Source organism: Bradyrhizobium stylosanthis (assembly GCF_001641335.1).
Classification (GTDB): domain Bacteria; phylum Pseudomonadota; class Alphaproteobacteria; order Rhizobiales; family Xanthobacteraceae; genus Bradyrhizobium; species Bradyrhizobium stylosanthis.
In genome coordinates this window covers 201,151-219,197 of sequence record NZ_LVEM01000001.1, presented here as the reverse complement: position 1 = coordinate 219,197, position 18,047 = coordinate 201,151, and the positions used below count along the sequence as shown (strand labels likewise).

15 protein-coding genes and 2 tRNA genes are annotated in these 18,047 nt (G+C 64.1%); 7 read left to right on the top strand and 10 right to left on the bottom strand.

All coding sequences use genetic code 11. From position 1 onward, the window contains the following. The first annotated feature begins 291 nt into the window (after positions 1-291). Together A7X65_RS01100 and groL are read left to right on the top strand one after the other, a co-directional pair. Entirely contained in the window at positions 292-606 is a 315-nt protein-coding gene (locus A7X65_RS01100) for a co-chaperone GroES (protein WP_063682542.1), read from the top strand. Between the two features lie 45 nt (positions 607-651). Then, positions 652-2,292: a chaperonin GroEL gene (groL, locus tag A7X65_RS01095; RefSeq protein WP_024340800.1), complete on the top strand. Its 1,641-nt coding sequence runs from the start codon at positions 652-654 to the stop codon at positions 2,290-2,292. Between the two features lie 53 nt (positions 2,293-2,345). Here the strand turns inward: groL and A7X65_RS01090 are convergent, their stop codons facing one another. The 6 genes from A7X65_RS01090 to A7X65_RS01065 form a co-directional block, all read right to left on the bottom strand. Then, positions 2,346-4,568 (bottom strand): hypothetical protein, encoded by a 2,223-nt coding sequence (locus tag A7X65_RS01090; protein WP_156527581.1) that lies wholly within the window; start codon positions 4,566-4,568, stop codon positions 2,346-2,348. Between the two features lie 60 nt (positions 4,569-4,628). Beyond that, on the bottom strand, positions 4,629-5,369 hold the full coding sequence (lepB, locus tag A7X65_RS01085) for a signal peptidase I (protein ID WP_063684729.1): 741 nt from the start codon (positions 5,367-5,369) through the stop codon (positions 4,629-4,631). Between the two features lie 149 nt (positions 5,370-5,518). After that, on the bottom strand, positions 5,519-6,670 hold the full coding sequence (locus A7X65_RS01080) for a slipin family protein (protein ID WP_063682540.1): 1,152 nt from the start codon (positions 6,668-6,670) through the stop codon (positions 5,519-5,521). A gap of 333 nt (positions 6,671-7,003) precedes the next feature. After that, positions 7,004-7,069 (bottom strand) — tRNA-Asn (locus A7X65_RS01075). Positions 7,070-7,073: 4 nt separating this feature from the next. Then, a tRNA-Phe gene (locus A7X65_RS01070) sits at positions 7,074-7,143 on the bottom strand. A gap of 194 nt (positions 7,144-7,337) precedes the next feature. Beyond that, positions 7,338-8,171, bottom strand: coding sequence for a LysR family transcriptional regulator (locus tag A7X65_RS01065; RefSeq protein WP_063682539.1), 834 nt, complete (start codon positions 8,169-8,171; stop codon positions 7,338-7,340). Between the two features lie 128 nt (positions 8,172-8,299). On the opposite strand from A7X65_RS01065, the gene A7X65_RS01060 reads away from it, so the two are divergent. From A7X65_RS01060 to A7X65_RS01050, 3 genes are all read left to right on the top strand, one after another. Continuing rightward, positions 8,300-8,893, top strand: a complete 594-nt coding sequence (locus A7X65_RS01060) for a cysteine hydrolase family protein (protein ID WP_063682538.1) — start codon at positions 8,300-8,302, stop codon at positions 8,891-8,893. 12 nt (positions 8,894-8,905) lie between these two features. Continuing rightward, a complete protein-coding gene (locus A7X65_RS01055) occupies positions 8,906-9,544 on the top strand; it encodes a glutathione binding-like protein (RefSeq protein WP_063682537.1) in 639 nt (212 codons plus the stop codon). A 75-nt stretch (positions 9,545-9,619) separates the two neighbouring features. Beyond that, a complete protein-coding gene (locus A7X65_RS01050) occupies positions 9,620-10,444 on the top strand; it encodes an SDR family NAD(P)-dependent oxidoreductase (protein WP_063682536.1) in 825 nt (274 codons plus the stop codon). Between the two features lie 73 nt (positions 10,445-10,517). On the opposite strand, the gene A7X65_RS01045 is transcribed toward A7X65_RS01050, so the two are convergent. Further along, entirely contained in the window at positions 10,518-11,609 is a 1,092-nt protein-coding gene (locus tag A7X65_RS01045; RefSeq protein ID WP_063682535.1) for a DUF2778 domain-containing protein, read from the bottom strand. A gap of 644 nt (positions 11,610-12,253) precedes the next feature. Between A7X65_RS01045 and A7X65_RS01040 the strand changes: the two genes are divergently transcribed. Together A7X65_RS01040 and A7X65_RS01035 are read left to right on the top strand one after the other, a co-directional pair. Continuing rightward, entirely contained in the window at positions 12,254-12,775 is a 522-nt protein-coding gene (locus A7X65_RS01040) for a FecR domain-containing protein (RefSeq protein WP_063682534.1), read from the top strand. An 88-nt stretch (positions 12,776-12,863) separates the two neighbouring features. Beyond that, on the top strand, positions 12,864-14,750 hold the full coding sequence (locus A7X65_RS01035) for a CHASE2 domain-containing protein (RefSeq protein WP_063682533.1): 1,887 nt from the start codon (positions 12,864-12,866) through the stop codon (positions 14,748-14,750). Between the two features lie 166 nt (positions 14,751-14,916). Here A7X65_RS01035 and A7X65_RS01030 read toward each other — a convergent pair whose 3' ends face one another. The 3 genes from A7X65_RS01030 to A7X65_RS01020 form a co-directional block, all read right to left on the bottom strand. Then, positions 14,917-16,419 (bottom strand): glycosyltransferase family 39 protein, encoded by a 1,503-nt coding sequence (locus A7X65_RS01030; RefSeq protein ID WP_063682532.1) that lies wholly within the window; start codon positions 16,417-16,419, stop codon positions 14,917-14,919. 6 nt (positions 16,420-16,425) lie between these two features. Beyond that, positions 16,426-17,559 carry a glycosyltransferase family 2 protein gene (locus A7X65_RS01025; protein ID WP_063682531.1) on the bottom strand — a complete coding sequence of 378 codons (1,134 nt, stop codon included), beginning with the start codon at positions 17,557-17,559 and terminating at the stop codon, positions 16,426-16,428. A 239-nt stretch (positions 17,560-17,798) separates the two neighbouring features. After that, positions 17,799-17,999, bottom strand: a complete 201-nt coding sequence (locus A7X65_RS01020) for a hypothetical protein (protein WP_063682530.1) — start codon at positions 17,997-17,999, stop codon at positions 17,799-17,801. Positions 18,000-18,047 lie beyond the last annotated feature (48 nt).

The window sequence follows — 18,047 nt, the reverse complement described above, 5'->3', positions numbered from 1 at the left end:
ACCCATCTCAAGCCCAAAAGTTTAACAAGCTGTTGAAATTCAATGCGTTAGCAGCAGACATGCCCCCGTGCTAATACGGCCCCCAAGGGGCTCCACAAGGCCCCCTTGGGCTGGTTAACGATGGGAAAGAGATTCTGGCAGTCGGCGCTTCCGGGTGCTGATTTTTCTGCTAGAAGCCCTTGCCCCCGCAAAATTCCTGTCCTATTTCAGCTCGGCCGGCGCTAGCACTCGCGGGCGCCGATTGCTAACAGTTGAAAAACTCCATCTCGTGCAAATGCTTAGGAGGACTGCATGAAATTCCGTCCGCTTCACGACCGCGTCGTGGTCAAGCGCATCGACGCAGAAGAGAAGACCGCAGGCGGCATCATCATTCCCGACTCTGCCAAGGAAAAGCCCTCTCAGGGTGAAGTCGTCGCCGTTGGCCCGGGTGGCCGCGACGAAGCCGGCAAGCTGATCCCGATCGACCTGAAGGTCGGCGACCGCGTGCTGTTCGGCAAGTGGTCCGGCACTGAAGTCAAGATCGACGGCGTCGATCTCTTGATCATGAAGGAAAGCGACATCATGGGCGTCCTCGACGTCCCCGCTTCCAAGAAGAAGGCGGCCTAAGAGCCCCTCCCTCCCTCCAGTCAAACATCTCAAGGAAAATTCCAGATGGCAGCCAAAGAAGTCAAATTCTCGGTTGAAGCGCGCGACAAGATGCTGCGCGGCGTCGACGTTCTCGCCAACGCGGTGAAGGTCACGCTCGGCCCGAAGGGCCGCAACGTCGTGCTCGACAAGTCGTTCGGCGCTCCCCGCATCACCAAGGACGGCGTCACCGTCGCCAAGGAGATCGAGCTCGAGGACAAGTTCGAGAACATGGGCGCCCAGATGGTGCGCGAAGTCGCCTCCAAGTCCGCTGACGCGGCCGGCGACGGCACCACCACCGCCACCGTGCTCGCCCAGGCGATCGTGAAGGAAGGCGCCAAGTCGGTTGCCGCCGGCATGAACCCGATGGACCTCAAGCGCGGTATCGACCTCGCGGTCGAAGCCGTCGTTGCGGACCTCCAGAAGAACTCCAAGAAGGTCACCTCGAACGAGGAGATCGCCCAGGTCGGTACCATCTCGGCCAACGGCGACCAGGAGATCGGCAAGTTCCTCTCCGACGCCATGAAGAAGGTCGGCAACGAGGGCGTCATCACCGTCGAGGAAGCCAAGTCGCTCGAGACCGAGCTCGACGTCGTCGAGGGCATGCAGTTCGACCGCGGCTACATCTCGCCCTACTTCGTCACCAACGCCGACAAGATGCGCGTTGAGATGGACGACGCCTACATCCTCATCAACGAGAAGAAGCTCTCCTCGCTGAACGAGCTGCTGCCGCTGCTCGAGGCCGTGGTGCAGACCGGCAAGCCGCTGGTCATCGTCGCCGAGGACGTCGAAGGTGAAGCGCTCGCGACCCTGGTCGTGAACCGCCTCCGTGGCGGCCTGAAGGTCGCGGCCGTCAAGGCTCCGGGCTTCGGCGATCGCCGCAAGGCCATGCTGCAGGACATCGCGATCCTGACCGGCGGCCAGGCGATCTCGGAAGATCTCGGCATCAAGCTCGAGAACGTCACGCTCAACATGCTCGGTCGCGCCAAGAAGGTGATGATCGACAAGGAGAACACCACGATCGTCAACGGCGCCGGCAAGAAGGCCGACATCGAGGCGCGCGTGGCCCAGATCAAGGCGCAGATCGAGGAAACCACCTCGGACTACGACCGYGAGAAGCTCCAGGAGCGTCTSGCCAAGCTCGCYGGCGGCGTCGCGGTGATCCGCGTCGGCGGCGCGACCGAGGTCGAGGTGAAGGAGCGCAAGGATCGCGTTGATGACGCGATGCATGCGACCCGCGCTGCGGTCGAGGAAGGCATCGTTCCGGGCGGCGGCGTCGCCCTGCTCCGTGCTTCCGAGCAGCTCAAGGGCCTGCGCACCAAGAACGACGACCAGAAGACCGGCGTCGAGATCGTGCGCAAGGCGCTGTCGGCTCCCGCTCGCCAGATCGCGATCAACGCCGGTGAAGACGGCTCGGTGATCGTCGGCAAGATCCTGGAGAACAAGACCTATAATTACGGCTTCGACTCCCAGACCGGCGAATATGCCGACCTCGTCAAGAAGGGCATCATCGACCCGACCAAGGTGGTCCGTACCGCGATCCAGAACGCTGCCTCGGTTGCCGCGCTCCTGATCACCACGGAAGCCATGGTCGCCGAGCTGCCCAAGAAGGGCGGCGCAGGTCCCGCGATGCCCCCGGGTGGCGGCATGGGCGGCATGGACTTCTAAGTCCAGCTACCCTCGAGAACTACGAAACCCCGGCAGCGATGCCGGGGTTTTTGTTATTGTGTTGGTTTGGAAGCATCTTCAGGTTCCGGACGAAATCCGTAGCGGTAGAAACTCACTCCATCGAACGTTGCCTCTTTTGACCGCCTCAAGAAAATGAAAGCCGCACATTCCACCATCTCATTTCCTTCATGAAACATTCCAACGATGCCGCGCCCCTTCTCCTTCCAATCGCCCGCATCCGGCATCTTCTTCGCCAAGTAGAGCGCTAGAACAAAGACCTTCTTACCAACGACGAAACGCGTCATTAGCAGATCTTCACCACCGTGCGGTTCGCCACGTTTGAAGCGGCGAACACGACGTTCAAATTCGGCCAACGCCGGCGGCAATTGATTGAGGACGACATTAATTATGTCGAACCGATGCCTCTGGCCGTCGTCTCGGTATAGCTCTCGAACGAGAGCTGACCACAAAGGAGAGAGCTGCACGCCGTGGATCTCAAATTCGCGGCGATTAATGCGGGGCACCTTGTTTCGGCGAACTAAGCTATCGGCATTGTGAAACATCACCCTTCGGCCTTCAAGCGCGCTCGCGTCAAGGCATAGTCCATTGGTGAGATACAAAGATAACAAATCTTGCTCGTCGCCTTCAAAGTTTAGCAACTCCTCGAGAGTCGCCCGCCGAGTAAGGTAGTGAATGAGAGAAACCTCAGAATCCAGATACCGGCAAATCATCTGCAATTCGCCAAGTGAAAGGACAGGAGCCCATGCGGTGTCGTTAGTCACCAAACCCAATTCCATAAAATAGTGTTTGGCACTCGTGAGCGAAGCAAAATGCTCCATGCAAACACTGAACCTAAAGACGACCTTCGGACGATCCAAACCAAGGTCGACAAGACTTCCATCCGCCTTGCTGCGCAAGACTGCCAGTCTCTGATGCTCATCAAGATAGTTTTGCAGACGCCATCCTTGTATTCCGGGCTCAACAAAAAGCTCCCGGAAATTCCTTACCAAACTCAGTTCGCCACCCCGGCGCGCAACTTCGTTAATCCGGCCCGACTTCGCCTCGAAGACGAAAATAAAATTTCCAACCGCAACAAGAACATCATTCTCCCAAGCTTGGCCTGTTTTGGGATCATCCCACATGACGCTTCGATAGACTCTTGCACTGGGAATCGCAGAACCAACAAGATGAACTACCGCCTCTTCGAGGTACTCAGCTCTCGCATTTTCGTAGGCCACCTCCAAATCGCGGCGGCCGTCAATCATCTCCTCAATTATTGCAAATGGGAATGAGAATATGAGTTGAGGCAAAGCGACGAACAGATCATCCCCACGGCGAACATATGGCTTCCGCCAGATCGGATTGTTAAGATAGATGTGCTGCGGATCGAAGCTCGACAGATCACCCGGCTTCAACGACAACCGATACAATGCCTCGACTATCTCTCGCGGAAATTCGGAGTTGAGTTTGTCGGCGGTCAGCGTAAATGCCCATGGAAAGGCAAGCTCAGACATCTGAAAACCGGCATATCGCAGGCGTTCAATCTCAACAAATTCATCTGTACGATCTCGCCATACCTTTTCAGCCAACGGATAAGCGGACCGGAAGAAGTTAATGGCCGCGACGACTTCTATATGCGAGGTCGACGCTCTCAAGGTCTGTTGCTGAAGGCCGAACGCCAATAGCCTTTCAAGGACAATATCGACGATGCGCACCATCGCTTGAAACAATTCCGAGATGCGATAGCCGAGATTCTGCTGAGAAGGACCATCGAACCGAGTGAGGATACCCAACAAAGTCCGTTCGCAGTCGGGGCGTGTGAAGAGATTCCGATAGTATAATGTTTGAGTTCGCGCCCGACGGCTCACGAAATCGCCTGCTTCCGATTTTTCAGGAACTACTCTCTGCTTGCGACTGAACGCATGGATGTTACGACTGACAAGCGGCCAGAAACGAACAAAATTTTCCGGCGAAGTCGGCACCGATTTTGGAATCGAGCCATTGAGCAACAATAGCGCCTGAACAATTTCTACCTCTGATTGCTCAAGACGATTTGGTATATTTAGCTTGGACGACTCGACAATGTACCGGGCGGCCGTTCTAGCGAGGACGACAAAGGGATCGCGAGCACCAAGAAAAGCCCGCAGGCGCTCTTGCGTTTTCTGATACTCCTCCTCCCAACGAGCGCTCCCCCAATCTGCCGTTCCCTCGAGCAGGTCGAGCTCGGACGCGTCGAAGGTCGAGTAACCGGGTAAAGCTTTTTCTACATCAACCATCGGCCGTTCCTGACTCGATCCTCAAGATTCACACCGCCGCACCGCAATACCGAGCGCCCCTCACCGCACCTTGCCCAGCCGCTCGATGTGCGGCTCGCCGTCTTCGTCGAGCGACCAGAAGATCCGCGTCACGCGGCCGACGAGATTGTCCATCGGGATGAACCCCATCGTCGACATCATGCGGCTGTCGGTCGAATTGTCGCGGTTGTCGCCGAGCACAAAGAAATGGCCTGATGGCACGGTGAAGACGGCGGTGTTGTCCAGAAAGCCGTTAGCGACACAGTCGTAGGTCTCGTAGGACACGCCGCTGGGCAGCGTCTCGCGCCAGCGCTTGACCTTGAGGTCGCCTCCGCAGGCGGTGCCGGCGAGCGTCTCGCTCAGAGCGGCGCGCGCCACCGGGCGCTCGTTGAGGATGAGCTGCCCTGCCCGCATCTGGATGCGGTCGCCGGGCAGGCCGACCACGCGCTTGACGTAGTCGACCGACGTGTCCTTCGGCGTGCGGAACACGACGATGTCGCCATGCTTGGGCTCGGCGGCAAGGATACGGCCCGAGATCCAGGACGGTGCGAAGGGGAAGGAATAGCGGCCGTAGCCGTAGGCATATTTCGCGGCGAAGACGTAGTCGCCGACCATCAGCGTCGGCGCCATCGAACCCGAGGGGATGTTGAACGGCTGATACAGGAAGAAGCGTACCAGGAACGGCGGTGACCACAGCACCGGGATCAGCAGGATCAGGACGACGATCGCCTTCCATTCCCCCAATTTGGACCGCGGCCGGATGGTGTCCTGAAGCGTGGTCATGCGTCGCCCGATCTCGAATTTCGTCGCGAGAATACGCAACCTTCGCGCGCGCGCAATCCCCGCTCAGGAGTTTGGTCGCATGGACGCGCTTGCGCGTTCATCGCGAACGACCGGAGCATGAAGGGCCGCCCGTGGGCGGCCCTTCGGTTTCACGCGCCCTCGGGCGCCTTCAGGCGCACGAGGCGGGTCAGGAGGGCGTCGAGGCCCTCGCCGCTAGAGGCATGGAGGTCGATGCGGCCGACCTTCTCGACCAGCCGCTCCAGCGACTCCAGCTCCTTGAGCCGCAGCAGCAGGGGGTTCTCCTCCATCAGGCGGGCGGTGTTCAGGAGCGAACGCGTCGCCGCGGTCTCTTCCTGCCGGCGGATCAGGTTCGCCTTCGCGACCCGCTCCGCCTCCACCACCTTGTTCACCAGCTCCCGGATCTCGCCGGGCAGGATCACGTCCTTGACGCCGAGCTCGGTCACCTCGACACCGGACTCCGCGACACGTGCGCGCACATAGTCGCGCAGCTCCGCATCCAGCGCCGCCTTCGCAGACAGCACCTCGTCCAGCGTCCGGCCCGCGACCGCTTCGCGGATCGCGAACTGCACCAGGCGGTACAGCCACGCATCCACGTCGGGCACGGTCGCAACCGTCCGCTCGGGATCAACCACCCGGCGGAACGCCGTCAGCGTCACCCGCAGCGCGATGCGATCCTTGGTCAGCATCTCCTGCGCGGTGATCTCGACCGCCTGGGGCCGCAGGTCGAGGCGCTTCACCTCGATCTTGCGGCCGACGGTCCAGAAGGCGTGCCGGCCGGGCGCGAGCCGCTCGACGAGCCGGCCCTCGACATAGAGCAGGCCCGCCTCGTGGTTCTCGACCACCGTCTCCGACGTCACGGCCGAGCGGTTGCGCTCGATCATGGCCAGATGCCGCGCGCTGACCTTGGGATCGCCGGACACATCGATGCGCTCGACATCGATGCGCGTTGCGACCTTCCAGTAGACGCGCGCCTGCCAGGGCGTCATCAGATGCACGGGCCGGCCGTCGAGGCTGACGATGGCAATCTCGTCCGCTCCGGTCTCGACCGCCTCGAACAGCTCGGCGGCAAGATCGGGCCGCGCGGCCCTCAGCACGGCGTAGCGCTCCGCAGAGAATTCACTGCGGACCACGTCGAGCACCTCGGCCTTCAACTCGTGCAGGGGATCGAACAGCCGGTGCTTGCCGGGCGTGAGCACGCGCACGAGCTGCCCGTTGCGCGTCAGCAACGCACGCTCGCCATCCTTCACCGTCACGTTCAGCGTCAGCAAATGCCAGGTCATGGCACGCCTCCTTCGTTTGCGCCCGGCCGGATGCCGGACGATAGGTTTCGTTTGCAGGATGTGAGGACGCGGACGACGCTTCCCATGACAACGGCGGACCGGGGCTTGAGCTTGCATGACGACGGGCGCACGCGCGCGATCGCGCGACGCGTGTCGCGCGGTCATGCGGAGTCACCCGGCATCGGCGCAAGCGGTATCGACCCGCGGCGCAAAGCCGGTCTCACAGTGTCATTGTTCGGACGAAAGCCTTTTGGGCAATGCGGCCGGACGGCGACTGAAGCGCGCGTCCGGTCCCCTTCAGAGGTATCAGCTTTTCAGGCTGAAACGGAGCGCTGGAGCAGGATTCGAACCCGCGACAGGATGAGTAACAGTCATCTGCTCTACCAAACTGAGCTATCCTTTGTGCAAGAGACCGGAATCGAACCGATGCCTTCGGGTATTCAGCCCGACGCTCTCCATGAGCTACGTCCTGCGTTTTTCCTTCATTCGGCGGAACACGAAACCGGAGACCGGCCCGCGCCAGTCGGGATCTCAGAGAGCCCGAACCCATGGCCTAGCGAAGGAGCGCGTCAATAAACGAAGCACATTCGGGTTGCAAGGGGGCGGCTCAGGATTTTTTTGTCGCGCACCATGCACTGTGACGCGATCGTCACACCGCGACGTCGCGTCACTCTCGCGACATCTCCTGAAAACACGCCCTCACCCAGTCGATGGTCACGCGGGTTGCGGCGTCGCGCTTGAGGTGGTTTTGCACGAGCAGCCAGGCATCGCGCCGCTTGGGCAGCAGCGTCGCGCGCAGGCGGCGATCGGCAAGCAGGTCCGCGCAAACATGCTCCGGCAAAACGCCGGCGGCCCGATGCGTGCGGATCAGGTTGCGGATGACGCGAACATTGTCGGTGACGCAGCGCGCGCGAGCTTTCTTCGCGCGCAGGAATTGCATCTCGGGAATGGCACCGAGCTCGTCCGGATAGGCGCACAGCATCGGCTCGCCCTCGGTCGCAATGGGCTCGAAATAATAGATCCGGATGTCCCCGAGCCTGGAGATCGCGAAGTCGCCCTTGTCGGGCTTGCGCAGCCGGATGGCGAGATCGGCCTCCCAGCGCGAGAATTTGACGTTCTCGCTCGAGGTCAGGAATTGCAGCGTCAGGCCGGGATTGGCGCGCAGGAAATCGCTCGCACGCGGCGACAGCACTTCTTCTGCGACCGTGTTGGTGGAGGCGATGCGCAGACGCCCCACCGGACCTGCGAGGCTCTCACCGACGCGACCGATCTCGGCGGCGTGCGCCGCCATCGCCTCGACATGCGCCAGCACCGCCTCGCATTGCCGCGTCGGCCTGCGGACGCCGTCGGCGGCCTCGAACAGACGCAGGCCCAGCGCGCGCTCGATACGCGACAGCCTACGTCCGACCGTGGTCTCGTCGATGCGCAGCCGCGCGCTGGCGCCGGCATAGGTGCCCTCGTCCCTGACGGCGGCGATGATGCGAAGATCGTCCCAGTTCATGAGGTGAAGCTACATCGGCTGCGGGCAGCCTGCAATATCGCAGCCGATGGCTGCAATATCCCTGCATATCGGCAGGCGATCCCGGCGCTATGTTGGACAGGCCCTTCGCCCCGGAGATTGCCTAGACCATGACGACCGCAAAGACCCTGCTCCAGCTCGCCGGCGCCGACCTCAACCCGCCGCGTCTTGGCGATGCCGCACTGGTGCTGATCGACATCCAGAACGAATATCTCGGGGGCCCCCTCGCCTTGCCCGACGCCAAGCCCGCGATCGTGCGGGCAGCTAGCCTGCTGGCCAATGCGCGCAGGGCTGGCGCGGCAATCATCCACATCGCCCACCGCGGCAAGGCCGGCAGCCTGTTCGATCGCAGCGCCGACCGCGGCGCGATCGTCGCCGAGCTCACCCCGCGCGCCGGTGAGCTCGTGATCGAGAAGGAGCTGCCCAACGCGTTTGCCGGCACCGATCTCAAAGCGCGCCTTGATGCGACCAACCGGAAGAACATCGTGCTGGCCGGCTTCATGACGCATATGTGCGTCAGCTCCACGGCGCGTGCCGCGCTCGACCTCGGCTTCCGCACCACGATCGATGCCGATGCCTGCGCCACGCGCGACCTGCCCGACGGCCGCGGCGGCACGCTGGATGCGCGGACCATCCACGAGGTTGCGCTGGCCGAGCTATCCGACCGCTTCGCGATCATCGCGCGCGGCGATGCGCTGACATGACGGAGATGGGCGATGCTGCAACTCTATTTCTCGCCGATGGCCTGCTCGCTTGCGAGCCGCATCGCACTGATGGAAGCAGGTCTCGATGCGCGCTATCATCTGGTGCATCTGCGGACCAAGCAGGTCCTGGACGACGATAGCGATTTTCAAAGCATCTCGCCGAAGGGCGCGGTACCGGTGCTGGTGCTGGAGAACGGCGAGCGGCTGACGGAAAGCGCGGCGGTGCTGCAATACATCGCCGATGCGAAACCCGAAGCGGGCCTCGCGCCCCGCTTCGGCGATCCCGATCGCTATCGTGTGCAGGAATGGCTGAGCTTCATCGGCGCCGAGATCCACAAGGCGTTCTTGTTTCCGTTCTTCTGGTACCAGGACGACGGCTCGCTCGCCAAGCCGCGCGCGCGGATTCTGCAGACCTTGTCGGTGCCGGCGGCGCACCTTGAGGACCGCGAATTCCTCGTCGGCAACCGCTTCACCGTCGCGGATGCGCATCTCACCTGGGCCTTGCTGCTGCTCCGCCCCGCCGGTGTCGATATCGCGCAATGGCCGTCATTGTCGGCCTATCTCCAGCGCATGCAGGCGCGGCCCGCCGTGCGGGATGCGATCGCGACGGAGGTGGCGCTGCGCAAAACCATGGCGACAAACCCGGCATGACAGGTCACTGGAACAGGTGACCACGATTAGGCTAGATCTTGCGACCGGCTGACGTCTTACAACGGGAACAAGATCATGACATCGCATGACGGAACGAAGATTCTTGCAGGCAAGGTCGCTTTGGTGACCGGCGCGGGACGCGGGCTCGGCCGCGCCTTTGCGGAGAAGCTCGCCGCGCTCGGCGCCGACGTCGCTATCCACGGCATGCGCGAGAACGGGCCGGCGGAATATGGCGAGGGCACCACCCTCACCGCAGTGGCCGCCGAGATCGGCCGGCAGTTCAAGGTCCGCAGCCAGCGCGTGCTCGGCGATCTCACCAGGGGCGAGGACATCGCGCGCGTGATCGGCGAGACGGAAGCCGCGCTCGGGCCGATCGACATCCTCGTGCACAATGCCGGCGGCGACATCGCAGCCGCCGGCGGCAAGCCCGACCCGAACGACGCCGTCCACATCAAGGAAGCCGACGTGCGCGCGGTGCTGGAGCGCAACCTGCTCTCAACCATCCTGACCTGCCAGGCGGTCGCGAAGGGCATGATGGAGCGGCGACGTGGCCGCATCGTCACGCTCGGCTCGGTCGCCGCGTTCAAGGGGCGCACCCAGGGCTCGATCTACGCGGTATCGAAGGCCGGCGTGACCCACTACACGCGATGCCTCGCCGACCAGCTCCGTCCCTACGACATCGCGGTCAACTGCATCGCGCCCGGCGATACCCGCACCGGCCGCTTCCTCGGCACGCGCGCGGTGGATCCCGACAGGATGGTCGAGACCGGCACGCTCGACCGCATCGCGACCGTCGACGAGGTCGCGCGCGTCGTCGAGTTCTTCGCCGGTCCCATGGCCGCGTTCGTCTCCGGCCAGGTGCTGAGGATCGACGGCGGCGGGCAGTGCTGGCCGGGCTGAGCGCGCCGGCGACGGGCGAAAAGAAAAGGGCCGCTGGATGCGGCCCTTTTGCATAATCTCGAATTGATCGGGCTTACTCGACCCGCGCCAGCACCGCGAGCTTGCGGATGCCCTTGTTGCGGTAGGCGTCGAGGAACGCGTAATAGTCCTTGAACGACACGCAGCCGTTGGAGTCGCCGTTCGGTCCGAGCATGAAGGTGTGCGCGAGCAGGCCGTCGCGGCCGTAGATCGCGCTCTCGCCGCCGATCGGGGTCAGGCGCAGTGCCGGCACGCCGTGGAACAGCGCCTCGCGCGGCTTCAGCGTGTAGATGTGCGGCGGCGTCACGCCGCGCATGCGGGTGCGCTGCGAGCGCGGATCGTCGAGATTGGAGCCGAGGCCGGAATGCGCCTCGAGCTTGGTGCCGTCGGGCAGATACACGGTCTTGGCGGTGATGTCGTAGACCGCGGTGTCGCGCTCATAGGGCGGCGCGCCGCCGAACATCGGGTTCTGCTCCTTCGGCGCGATCGCAGAGGTGATGCTGGCATCGGCCGAGGCATAAGCGAGCAGCCCGCCGGACGGCTCACGCTTGCCCCAGAGCTTCTCCACCATCGACTGGCGCGGACCGGTGATCGACATCACCGCGGCCTTGGCGCGGTCGGCGAAGGATTTCGGTTTTGCTTCGGGCGCCGGCACGATCTCCGCCGGGTCGGCCGAGGCCAGCTGCATCTGGCCTTCCGGCGCGCGCTTGGCCTTGGCGACATCGGCGACCTTCTCGGTCAACGTCACCTTGGCCGCAGCCGGCTTCAGCGCGTCTGCGACCTTCGCGATCACGCTCTGCTTCGGGGCGTCCTTGGCCACGGCAACCTGGGTCGCCGGGGCGGCGCTCGCCGCATTCGAGGCTACGCCTTGCGTCGCGGCGGCGGCGAAGCGGTCGTTGAACGCCTCGCGCGAGATCGGAGCTGCGACCTGGAGCCGGTCGGGCAGCAGCGCGAAGGTCTCCCGGATGGCCTCACCGGCCTCACGCAGCGCAACCTTGGGCGCGCGCTTGATCACCGGCTCGTCGTAGCCGAGGCTGCCGACGGTCGGATAGACGCTCGCGCCGAAGACGTTGCTGTAGATGGTCCAGCCGGCGCCCATCACGGCGCAGCCGATTGCTGCGGCGCCGAGCCAATTGGTCGTGGTCATTTTCCGGGAAGGCTTCCGAAGAGAATTCTTGCCAGGATTTTTGGACTTCCGTGCCGCGTTACTCTGCGCAGCGATACTCGTACTCATTCGCCTTGCGTCCAGGACGGTGTCACTCAGTCCCCCTTCGAAGTGCCGCTGGTCACGATCCGGAACCAGCATTTCGCAGAGGGTCGGAGCGTCATTAAGGCGACTTTTAGTTAAATGCAGATTAAGTTCGGGCGGATGTGGGGCACCGGGTTAACGTTGTCTCATTTCGAGAAAAAAGCCCGCAGAACTACGGACTTAGGCGCGTTTGTTAACTATAATTCTCGGCTGGATCGGCACGCTCAGCACACCTCTCCGGCCGCCTCTTAAGGCACATCGAACCAAGTCATTTTCGTGGTCTTCAATGCCCGGACGATAACGGGGAAGCATTGCCCGAAGCTGGTGCGCGCCATCTCCATCCTCGCCTCGCCCGGCTTGCGAGAGACGGCCGGCGCACACGCAGCACGGCACCGTGACTGAGAGTTGATTGCGCCGAGCTGGAAATTGCCGCACTGCGAAAATAGCTGGTAGAGCGGCACTTTTCAGCAGCCTCTGCGTGTGATACGGTACCGTATCAACATCGCCTTGAACTGTGCCGAGCACGTAACTGGGAGGCTGGCATGAGAGGGATCGCGCGGGCCGGGCTTTTCGCCCTGGCGTGGTCGTTGTTGTTGGTGGACTACGCGGCCGCGCAGCAGGCCCGTGCCGGGTGTACGCCATCACCATCCGCGGCCGGAACGCAGACCTGGCGCTGCGACAACGGCATCACCATTGTCGCGGAGAATGGCGCCAGATTTGAACTAAAGGACGCCAACCGCGACGGACATATTGACTCCGTTGAGTTGAGCAGCCAGGCGCTGCTGGTCGAAGTGCCCAAAAAGCCCGGCGGCAATCCCTTCAAGGTGCTGACGCCACGGGCGATCGCCGCGGTCCGCGGCACGAAATGGGCCGTCGATGTCACGGAAGCCAAAACCGCGGTGTTCGTCGCCGACGGCCGTGTCGGCGTCTCCCGCAGGAGCGGCGGACGCGGCGTTGTGCTCGGGCCGGGCGAAGGCGTCGATGTCGAGGCCGCCGGCCCGCTGACCGTCAAGACATGGGGCCAGCCGCGCGTCGACGCGCTGATGGCAAGGCTGGGCCAATAGGACTGGGTCAATAAGACCGGGTGTTTGAGACCAAGACCATTGAGGCTCGCGCAGCAAGGCTCGAGCGACAAAGAAGATTGCAGTACTAATGACTAGACGCGTTCAGATCCTGGTGGCTCTCGTCCTCACCGCGCTGTGGGGCGCCGGCGTTTATGCCGCGCACGCCAACGGTCATCTGCGCTTTCTCGATCGCCTCGAGGCGACGGTGACGGATTGGCGGACGCAGGTTCGCGGCGTGCAGGCGCCGCCGGATCTCGTCACCATCGTCGCGATCGACGACACCGTCGTCAAACGCGGCGGCAGCTATCCGCTGCCGCGCGCCGACCTCGCCCGCGTGGTCGATACCATCGTGCAGTTCAAGCCGAAGGTGATCGCCATCGACCTCCTGCTGGTCGACCGCAGCGCTGCGATCGGCGATGCCACGCTGGCCAGTACGCTCGCCACCGGCCCGATGGTGCTTGCTGCCGCGGCCATCTTCCCGAGCGCCAGCGAGACCGTGACCCCCAGCAGCCACGGTCCCCTCGCCGTCCTGCCGCAGGCCGAGCGCTTCCTGCTGCCGTTGCCGGCGTTTGCCGATCACGCCGAGGTCGGCGTCGTCAACGTCGCCACCGGACAGTCAGGCTCGCCGCTCTCGGTGCCGATGCTGTTCCGGACGCATGACAAGGTCGAGCTCTCATTCCCCTTGCGCGTCGCCACGCGCGCGCTCGACAAGCCGCTGACGATCGCGCCGGATCGTCTCATGCTGGGCGATCGCGCGGTGCCGACCGACAGCGACTTCGCGCTCCCGATCACCTATTACGGCCCGCGCCGCACCATCCGCACGGTCAGCGCGCAGAGCATTTTCGACGGCACCCTCAATCGCGCGGCGATCGAGAACCGCATTGTCGTGATCGGCGCTTCGGTCGCCGGCGGCGGCGATTTCTATCCGACGCCGTTCGATTCCCTGATGCCGGGCGTCGAGGTGATCTCCACCGCGATCACGCATCTCGTCGCCGGCGACGGCATCGTGCGCGACCACAACGTCCACATCGCCGACGCACTCACCGCGATCCTGCTGCCGGTGCTGCTGGTGGGCCTGCTCGCCTGGCGCCGCAGCGCGCTCGGCATCATGGCGGCGGCCGTCGTGATGATGGCCTGGGCCGGGCTCAATCTGTTCGCCTTCACGCACGGCCTCTGGCTGAATGCCGCGACAACGCTGGCCGCGACGGTGCCGCCGGTCGCGGTCTTCGCCGGCGTGCAGCTCTGGGTCGGCGGCCGCAAGGCGCAATATCTCACCGCCAAGAGCCAGTCGCTGGCGCAATTCCAGGCACCGGCGGTGCAGGAATGGCTGGCGCGGGATCCCGATTTCCTGGCAAAGCCCGTCCGGCAGGAAGCAGCCGTGGTCTTCATCGATCTCTCCGGCTTCACTGCGCTGAGCGAGCGGATCGATCCCGATGCCTTGCGTGACATGCTGAATGCGTTTCACGCGCGGATCGACATGGCGGCGACCGCGTGCGGCGGGATCGTCACGAGCTTCCTCGGCGACGGCGCCATGATCCTGTTCGGCCTGCCCGGCGCGAGGCCCGACGATGCCGCGCGCGCGCTCAAATGCGGCATCGAGCTGCATCGCAGCGTCGCGTCCTGGATCGCGTCGCTGCCGCCCGTAATCGGGGACCAACTCGGCTTCAAGATCGGCGCGCATTGCGGGCCGATCGTCGCCTCGCGCCTTGGCGGCAGCCACCAGCACATCACGGCGACGGGCGACACCGTCAACGTCGCGAACCGGCTGATGGAGGTCGCGGCCCAGAACGGCGCACGGCTCGCGCTGAGCGATACGCTGCTGGATGCGGCCGATTTCCTCGGCGATCCCGACAGCTCGTTGAAAGGCCCGCTGCGCACGCAGGTCCGCGGCCGCTCCGGCACGGTCGCGGTATGGTTCTGGCGTGACGAGAGCAAGCCCGGCCAGGCGGCGGCCGGGGCCGAGATGATGGAGTGAACGAACACTCCGCCATCGTCCCGGCCTAGTGCGCAATTGCGCACGGGGGCCGGGACCCACAACCACAAGCAGAAGTTTGACGAAGACTGGCAGTGAAAAGGTCTTCGCGCGGTACCGTCACCTGCGCCGGTATGGGTCCCGGCCTCCGCCGGGACGACATAGAGGTCTACCGCGCTTCCGGCGGCGGCGAGCGGTCGAGCACGTCGCCCTTGGCGCCTTCGAGCAGATCGATGCCGTAGGTCTCGACCACGAGCGGCCCGCGCTTGCGCTGCAATTGCGCGATCTGCGTCACCTTGGCAAAGAGCTCGTTGAGGGCGGGATTGCCGCCTGCACGCAGCTCGTCGACATAAAGCAGCTTGCCCGCGAGCAGCTTCGGATCGGGCTCGGGCATGTTGACCCAGCGGATGCGCTGGTTCTGCTGCACGACGCAGGTGCCGCGCGGCAGGTAGAAGGCGAGCCAGCCCGTGGTGCCGTAATCCGGCGCGAGCACACAGGTCGCACCAACGCGCACACGCTCCGCTTCGATTCCCGCGGCGAGCTCGCGCCAGCCGACGCCGACGCTGCGCACGGTCGCATCGCGGCGATAGCCCGAGAGCCACCCGGTATTGGCCTGCAGGATCAGCGCGGCGAACATCACGATGCCCGTGGGCGCGGCCCAGCGCAGGCAGAAATCCGCAAGGCGCCGCGCGCGCGGCTTCCACTGCACGAGGTTGGCGGCGGCCGCGGCCGCGACCACGAAGGGCGGATAGACCGGCGCGAACCAGTTGGCCTCGACGCGGGCATGCAGCGAATGCCAGACGAAATAGGCGACGATGGTCCAGAACATCGTCTCGATCAGCACGCGCGAAGCCAGCGCGCCGGCGCGGTGCCAGGTCAGCGCGTGCAGGCCCATCGCGCCGAGGATGAACACCAGCGGGGTCGCGAACGCGATCTGGGTCGGGATCAGCTCGGCGATGTAGACGGGACGGAAGTCCTCGATCCTGGCGCGGCCGAGCTGCTTTGCGAACGAGACCCATTGGTGGTCGGCGTTCCAGAGGATCACCGGCGAGAACAGCGCCAGCGCAACGAGACCGCCGAGATAGGGCCACGGCGAGAGAAACCAGCGCCTGAGCTTCGGCACGCAAACGAGCCAGATCAGGATGGCGGCGCCAAAGAACATCGCGGTGTATTTCGACAGCAGCGCGGCGCCCACGGCGGCGCCGACCGCGAGCCACCAGACACCGCGGCCGGTCTCCAGCACCTTGGCAAGGAAGAACAGCACGAAGCTGGAGGCGACCAGCAGCGGCGCATCCGGCGTCACGATCAGCGTGCCGACCGAGGCCATCATGGTCACGTTGAGCAGGATGGCGCTGGTGGCGGCAACGCGCGCCCCGCCGAACAGGATCGCCGCGGAGCGATAGACCGCATAGCTCATCGGCAGCGCGAGCAGGATCGAGACCAGGCGGACGCCGAGCTCGGTGTCGCCGGCGATCATGGTGCCGGCGCGGATGACATAGGCGACCATCGGCGGGTGGTCGTAGTAACCACCGGCGAGGTTCTGCGACCACATCCAGTAATAGGCTTCGTCGAAAGTGATCGGCGTGAACGCGGCCGCGACAAGCCGCAAGGCCACCAGCGCGAGAATCACCAGCGCGGTGTTGCGGACGATCCGCGCGTCAGCCCCGCCCATCCCAGGCTATTTCTTGCGCCAGACGAACAGTCCGGACATCGCGTAGTTCCACACCACGCCCATCAGCGCACCGGCCATGCCGGCCAGCCACCAGATCGGCTCCTGATCATAGACGGAGAAGGCGACGCCGACATTGGCGAGCAGGCCGACACTGCACACGATGTAGAAGGCGATCAGGCCGCGCAACAGCGCAAAGCCCTTCAGCCGCTGGTCGCGGTAGGTGAGGAAGTTGTTGAGGATGAAATTGCTGGTCATGGCGACGATCGCGCCGGCGGCTTGCGCCTCCGCGAACGGCGCCTTGAACAGCTGAAGTCCGAGGAACAGCGTCGTGAGATGCACCACGAGGCCGATGCCGCCGACCATGGCGAACAGGATGAAGCGCAGCGAGACGATGTCGTTGCTGAGCTTGGCCAGCACGAGGCCGAGGAAGTCGAGCGCGACCATGGAATCGAGCTTGCTCTCGCCGTGCTGGCGGGCACCGAACGTGTAGGGAATCTCGACGGCGCGCAGGCCGCCATGCGCGGTCGCAACGACGTCGAGCAGGATCTTGAAGCCGTGCACGGACAGCTTCGGCGCGAGCTCTTCGAAACGGTCGCGGCGGATCATGAAGAAGCCGCTCATGGGATCGGCGATCTCGACCCGCAGCATTTTCCTGGCGACCTCGGTCGCGAGCGCGCTGGCGCCGGCGCGCTGCTTGTTGAAGCCTTCGCTCTTGTAGCCCTCGATATAGCGGCTGCCGACCACGAGATCGGCCTCGTCGCTGGCGAGCAGCAGCAGCATCTTCGGCAGCTGCGTCTCGTCGTGCTGGAGGTCGGCGTCGATCACGGCCACAAAGGGCGCGCTGGAGGCCAGGATGCCTTCGATGCAGGCGCCCGACAGCCCGCGGCGGCCGATGCGGCGGATACAGCGCACGCGGCTGTCCTGCTGCGCGAGGCCGCGCACGACGTCCCAGGTGCCGTCAGGCGAATTGTCGTCGACGAACACGACCTCCCAGGCGACGTTGGCAAGGGTCGCCTCCAGGCGCCGGTACAGCACCGTGACGTTGTCGCGCTCGTTGAAGGTCGGGACGATGACCGACAGTTCCGGCCCCTCTTGGGCCTGCTGCGGATGGTCGGAGCCCGGTCTGATCGCTTCATTCATGACGGCAGCGTATATCCGCCGCGTCCTGAACTGCCAAGCCGGGGTTTCCAGGGGAGCGGGCCAAAAGGGCCCCCAAAATGCCAACGACCCCGGAACGGCGGACCGCGCGTACATCCGGCGCAGGCCCAAGCTATTCCAAGGTCGTTCCAGCGCCGGAGTGTTTCTCTCAACGTCGCCGTTAGAACCTAGATGGGGACGGAAAACCGCTTTTCAAGGGGGCAAAAACCCCCTTTTCAGGACTAGTTCGGGACTTCCTTGATTATCGGCCCGCGCGGCGCAGGCGCGGCGGGGGCTGCGGGCGCCGCGGCGGGCGCAGGCTCGACCTTCGCCGGCCTGGGCGGCTTGCCGTACTGGCCGATCGGCCCGAAGACGACGGCGACCGCGAGCACGATCGCCGCGACGATCGCGCCCAGAATGCCACCCACCGACTCAGACGACATGGAAACCCGTCCCCGTTCCAGATGCGACGAGTGATACCACGGATGAGC

Coding starts and splice junctions, on each gene's coding strand:
- A7X65_RS01080 (WP_063682540.1), bottom strand. CDS start 6,670: ATGACCTGGCATTTGCTGACGCTGAACGTGACGGTGAAGGATGGCGAG.
- A7X65_RS01100 (WP_063682542.1), top strand. CDS start 292: ATGAAATTCCGTCCGCTTCACGACCGCGTCGTGGTCAAGCGCATCGAC.
- A7X65_RS01055 (WP_063682537.1), top strand. CDS start 8,906: ATGCTGCAACTCTATTTCTCGCCGATGGCCTGCTCGCTTGCGAGCCGC.
- A7X65_RS01065 (WP_063682539.1), bottom strand. CDS start 8,171: ATGAACTGGGACGATCTTCGCATCATCGCCGCCGTCAGGGACGAGGGC.
- A7X65_RS01060 (WP_063682538.1), top strand. CDS start 8,300: ATGACGACCGCAAAGACCCTGCTCCAGCTCGCCGGCGCCGACCTCAAC.
- A7X65_RS01050 (WP_063682536.1), top strand. CDS start 9,620: ATGACATCGCATGACGGAACGAAGATTCTTGCAGGCAAGGTCGCTTTG.
- A7X65_RS01030 (WP_063682532.1), bottom strand. CDS start 16,419: ATGGGCGGGGCTGACGCGCGGATCGTCCGCAACACCGCGCTGGTGATT.
- A7X65_RS01025 (WP_063682531.1), bottom strand. CDS start 17,559: ATGAATGAAGCGATCAGACCGGGCTCCGACCATCCGCAGCAGGCCCAA.
- A7X65_RS01090 (WP_156527581.1), bottom strand. CDS start 4,568: ATGGTTGATGTAGAAAAAGCTTTACCCGGTTACTCGACCTTCGACGCG.
- A7X65_RS01040 (WP_063682534.1), top strand. CDS start 12,254: ATGAGAGGGATCGCGCGGGCCGGGCTTTTCGCCCTGGCGTGGTCGTTG.
- lepB (WP_063684729.1), bottom strand. CDS start 5,369: ATGACCACGCTTCAGGACACCATCCGGCCGCGGTCCAAATTGGGGGAA.
- A7X65_RS01020 (WP_063682530.1), bottom strand. CDS start 17,999: ATGTCGTCTGAGTCGGTGGGTGGCATTCTGGGCGCGATCGTCGCGGCG.
- A7X65_RS01035 (WP_063682533.1), top strand. CDS start 12,864: ATGACTAGACGCGTTCAGATCCTGGTGGCTCTCGTCCTCACCGCGCTG.
- A7X65_RS01045 (WP_063682535.1), bottom strand. CDS start 11,609: ATGACCACGACCAATTGGCTCGGCGCCGCAGCAATCGGCTGCGCCGTG.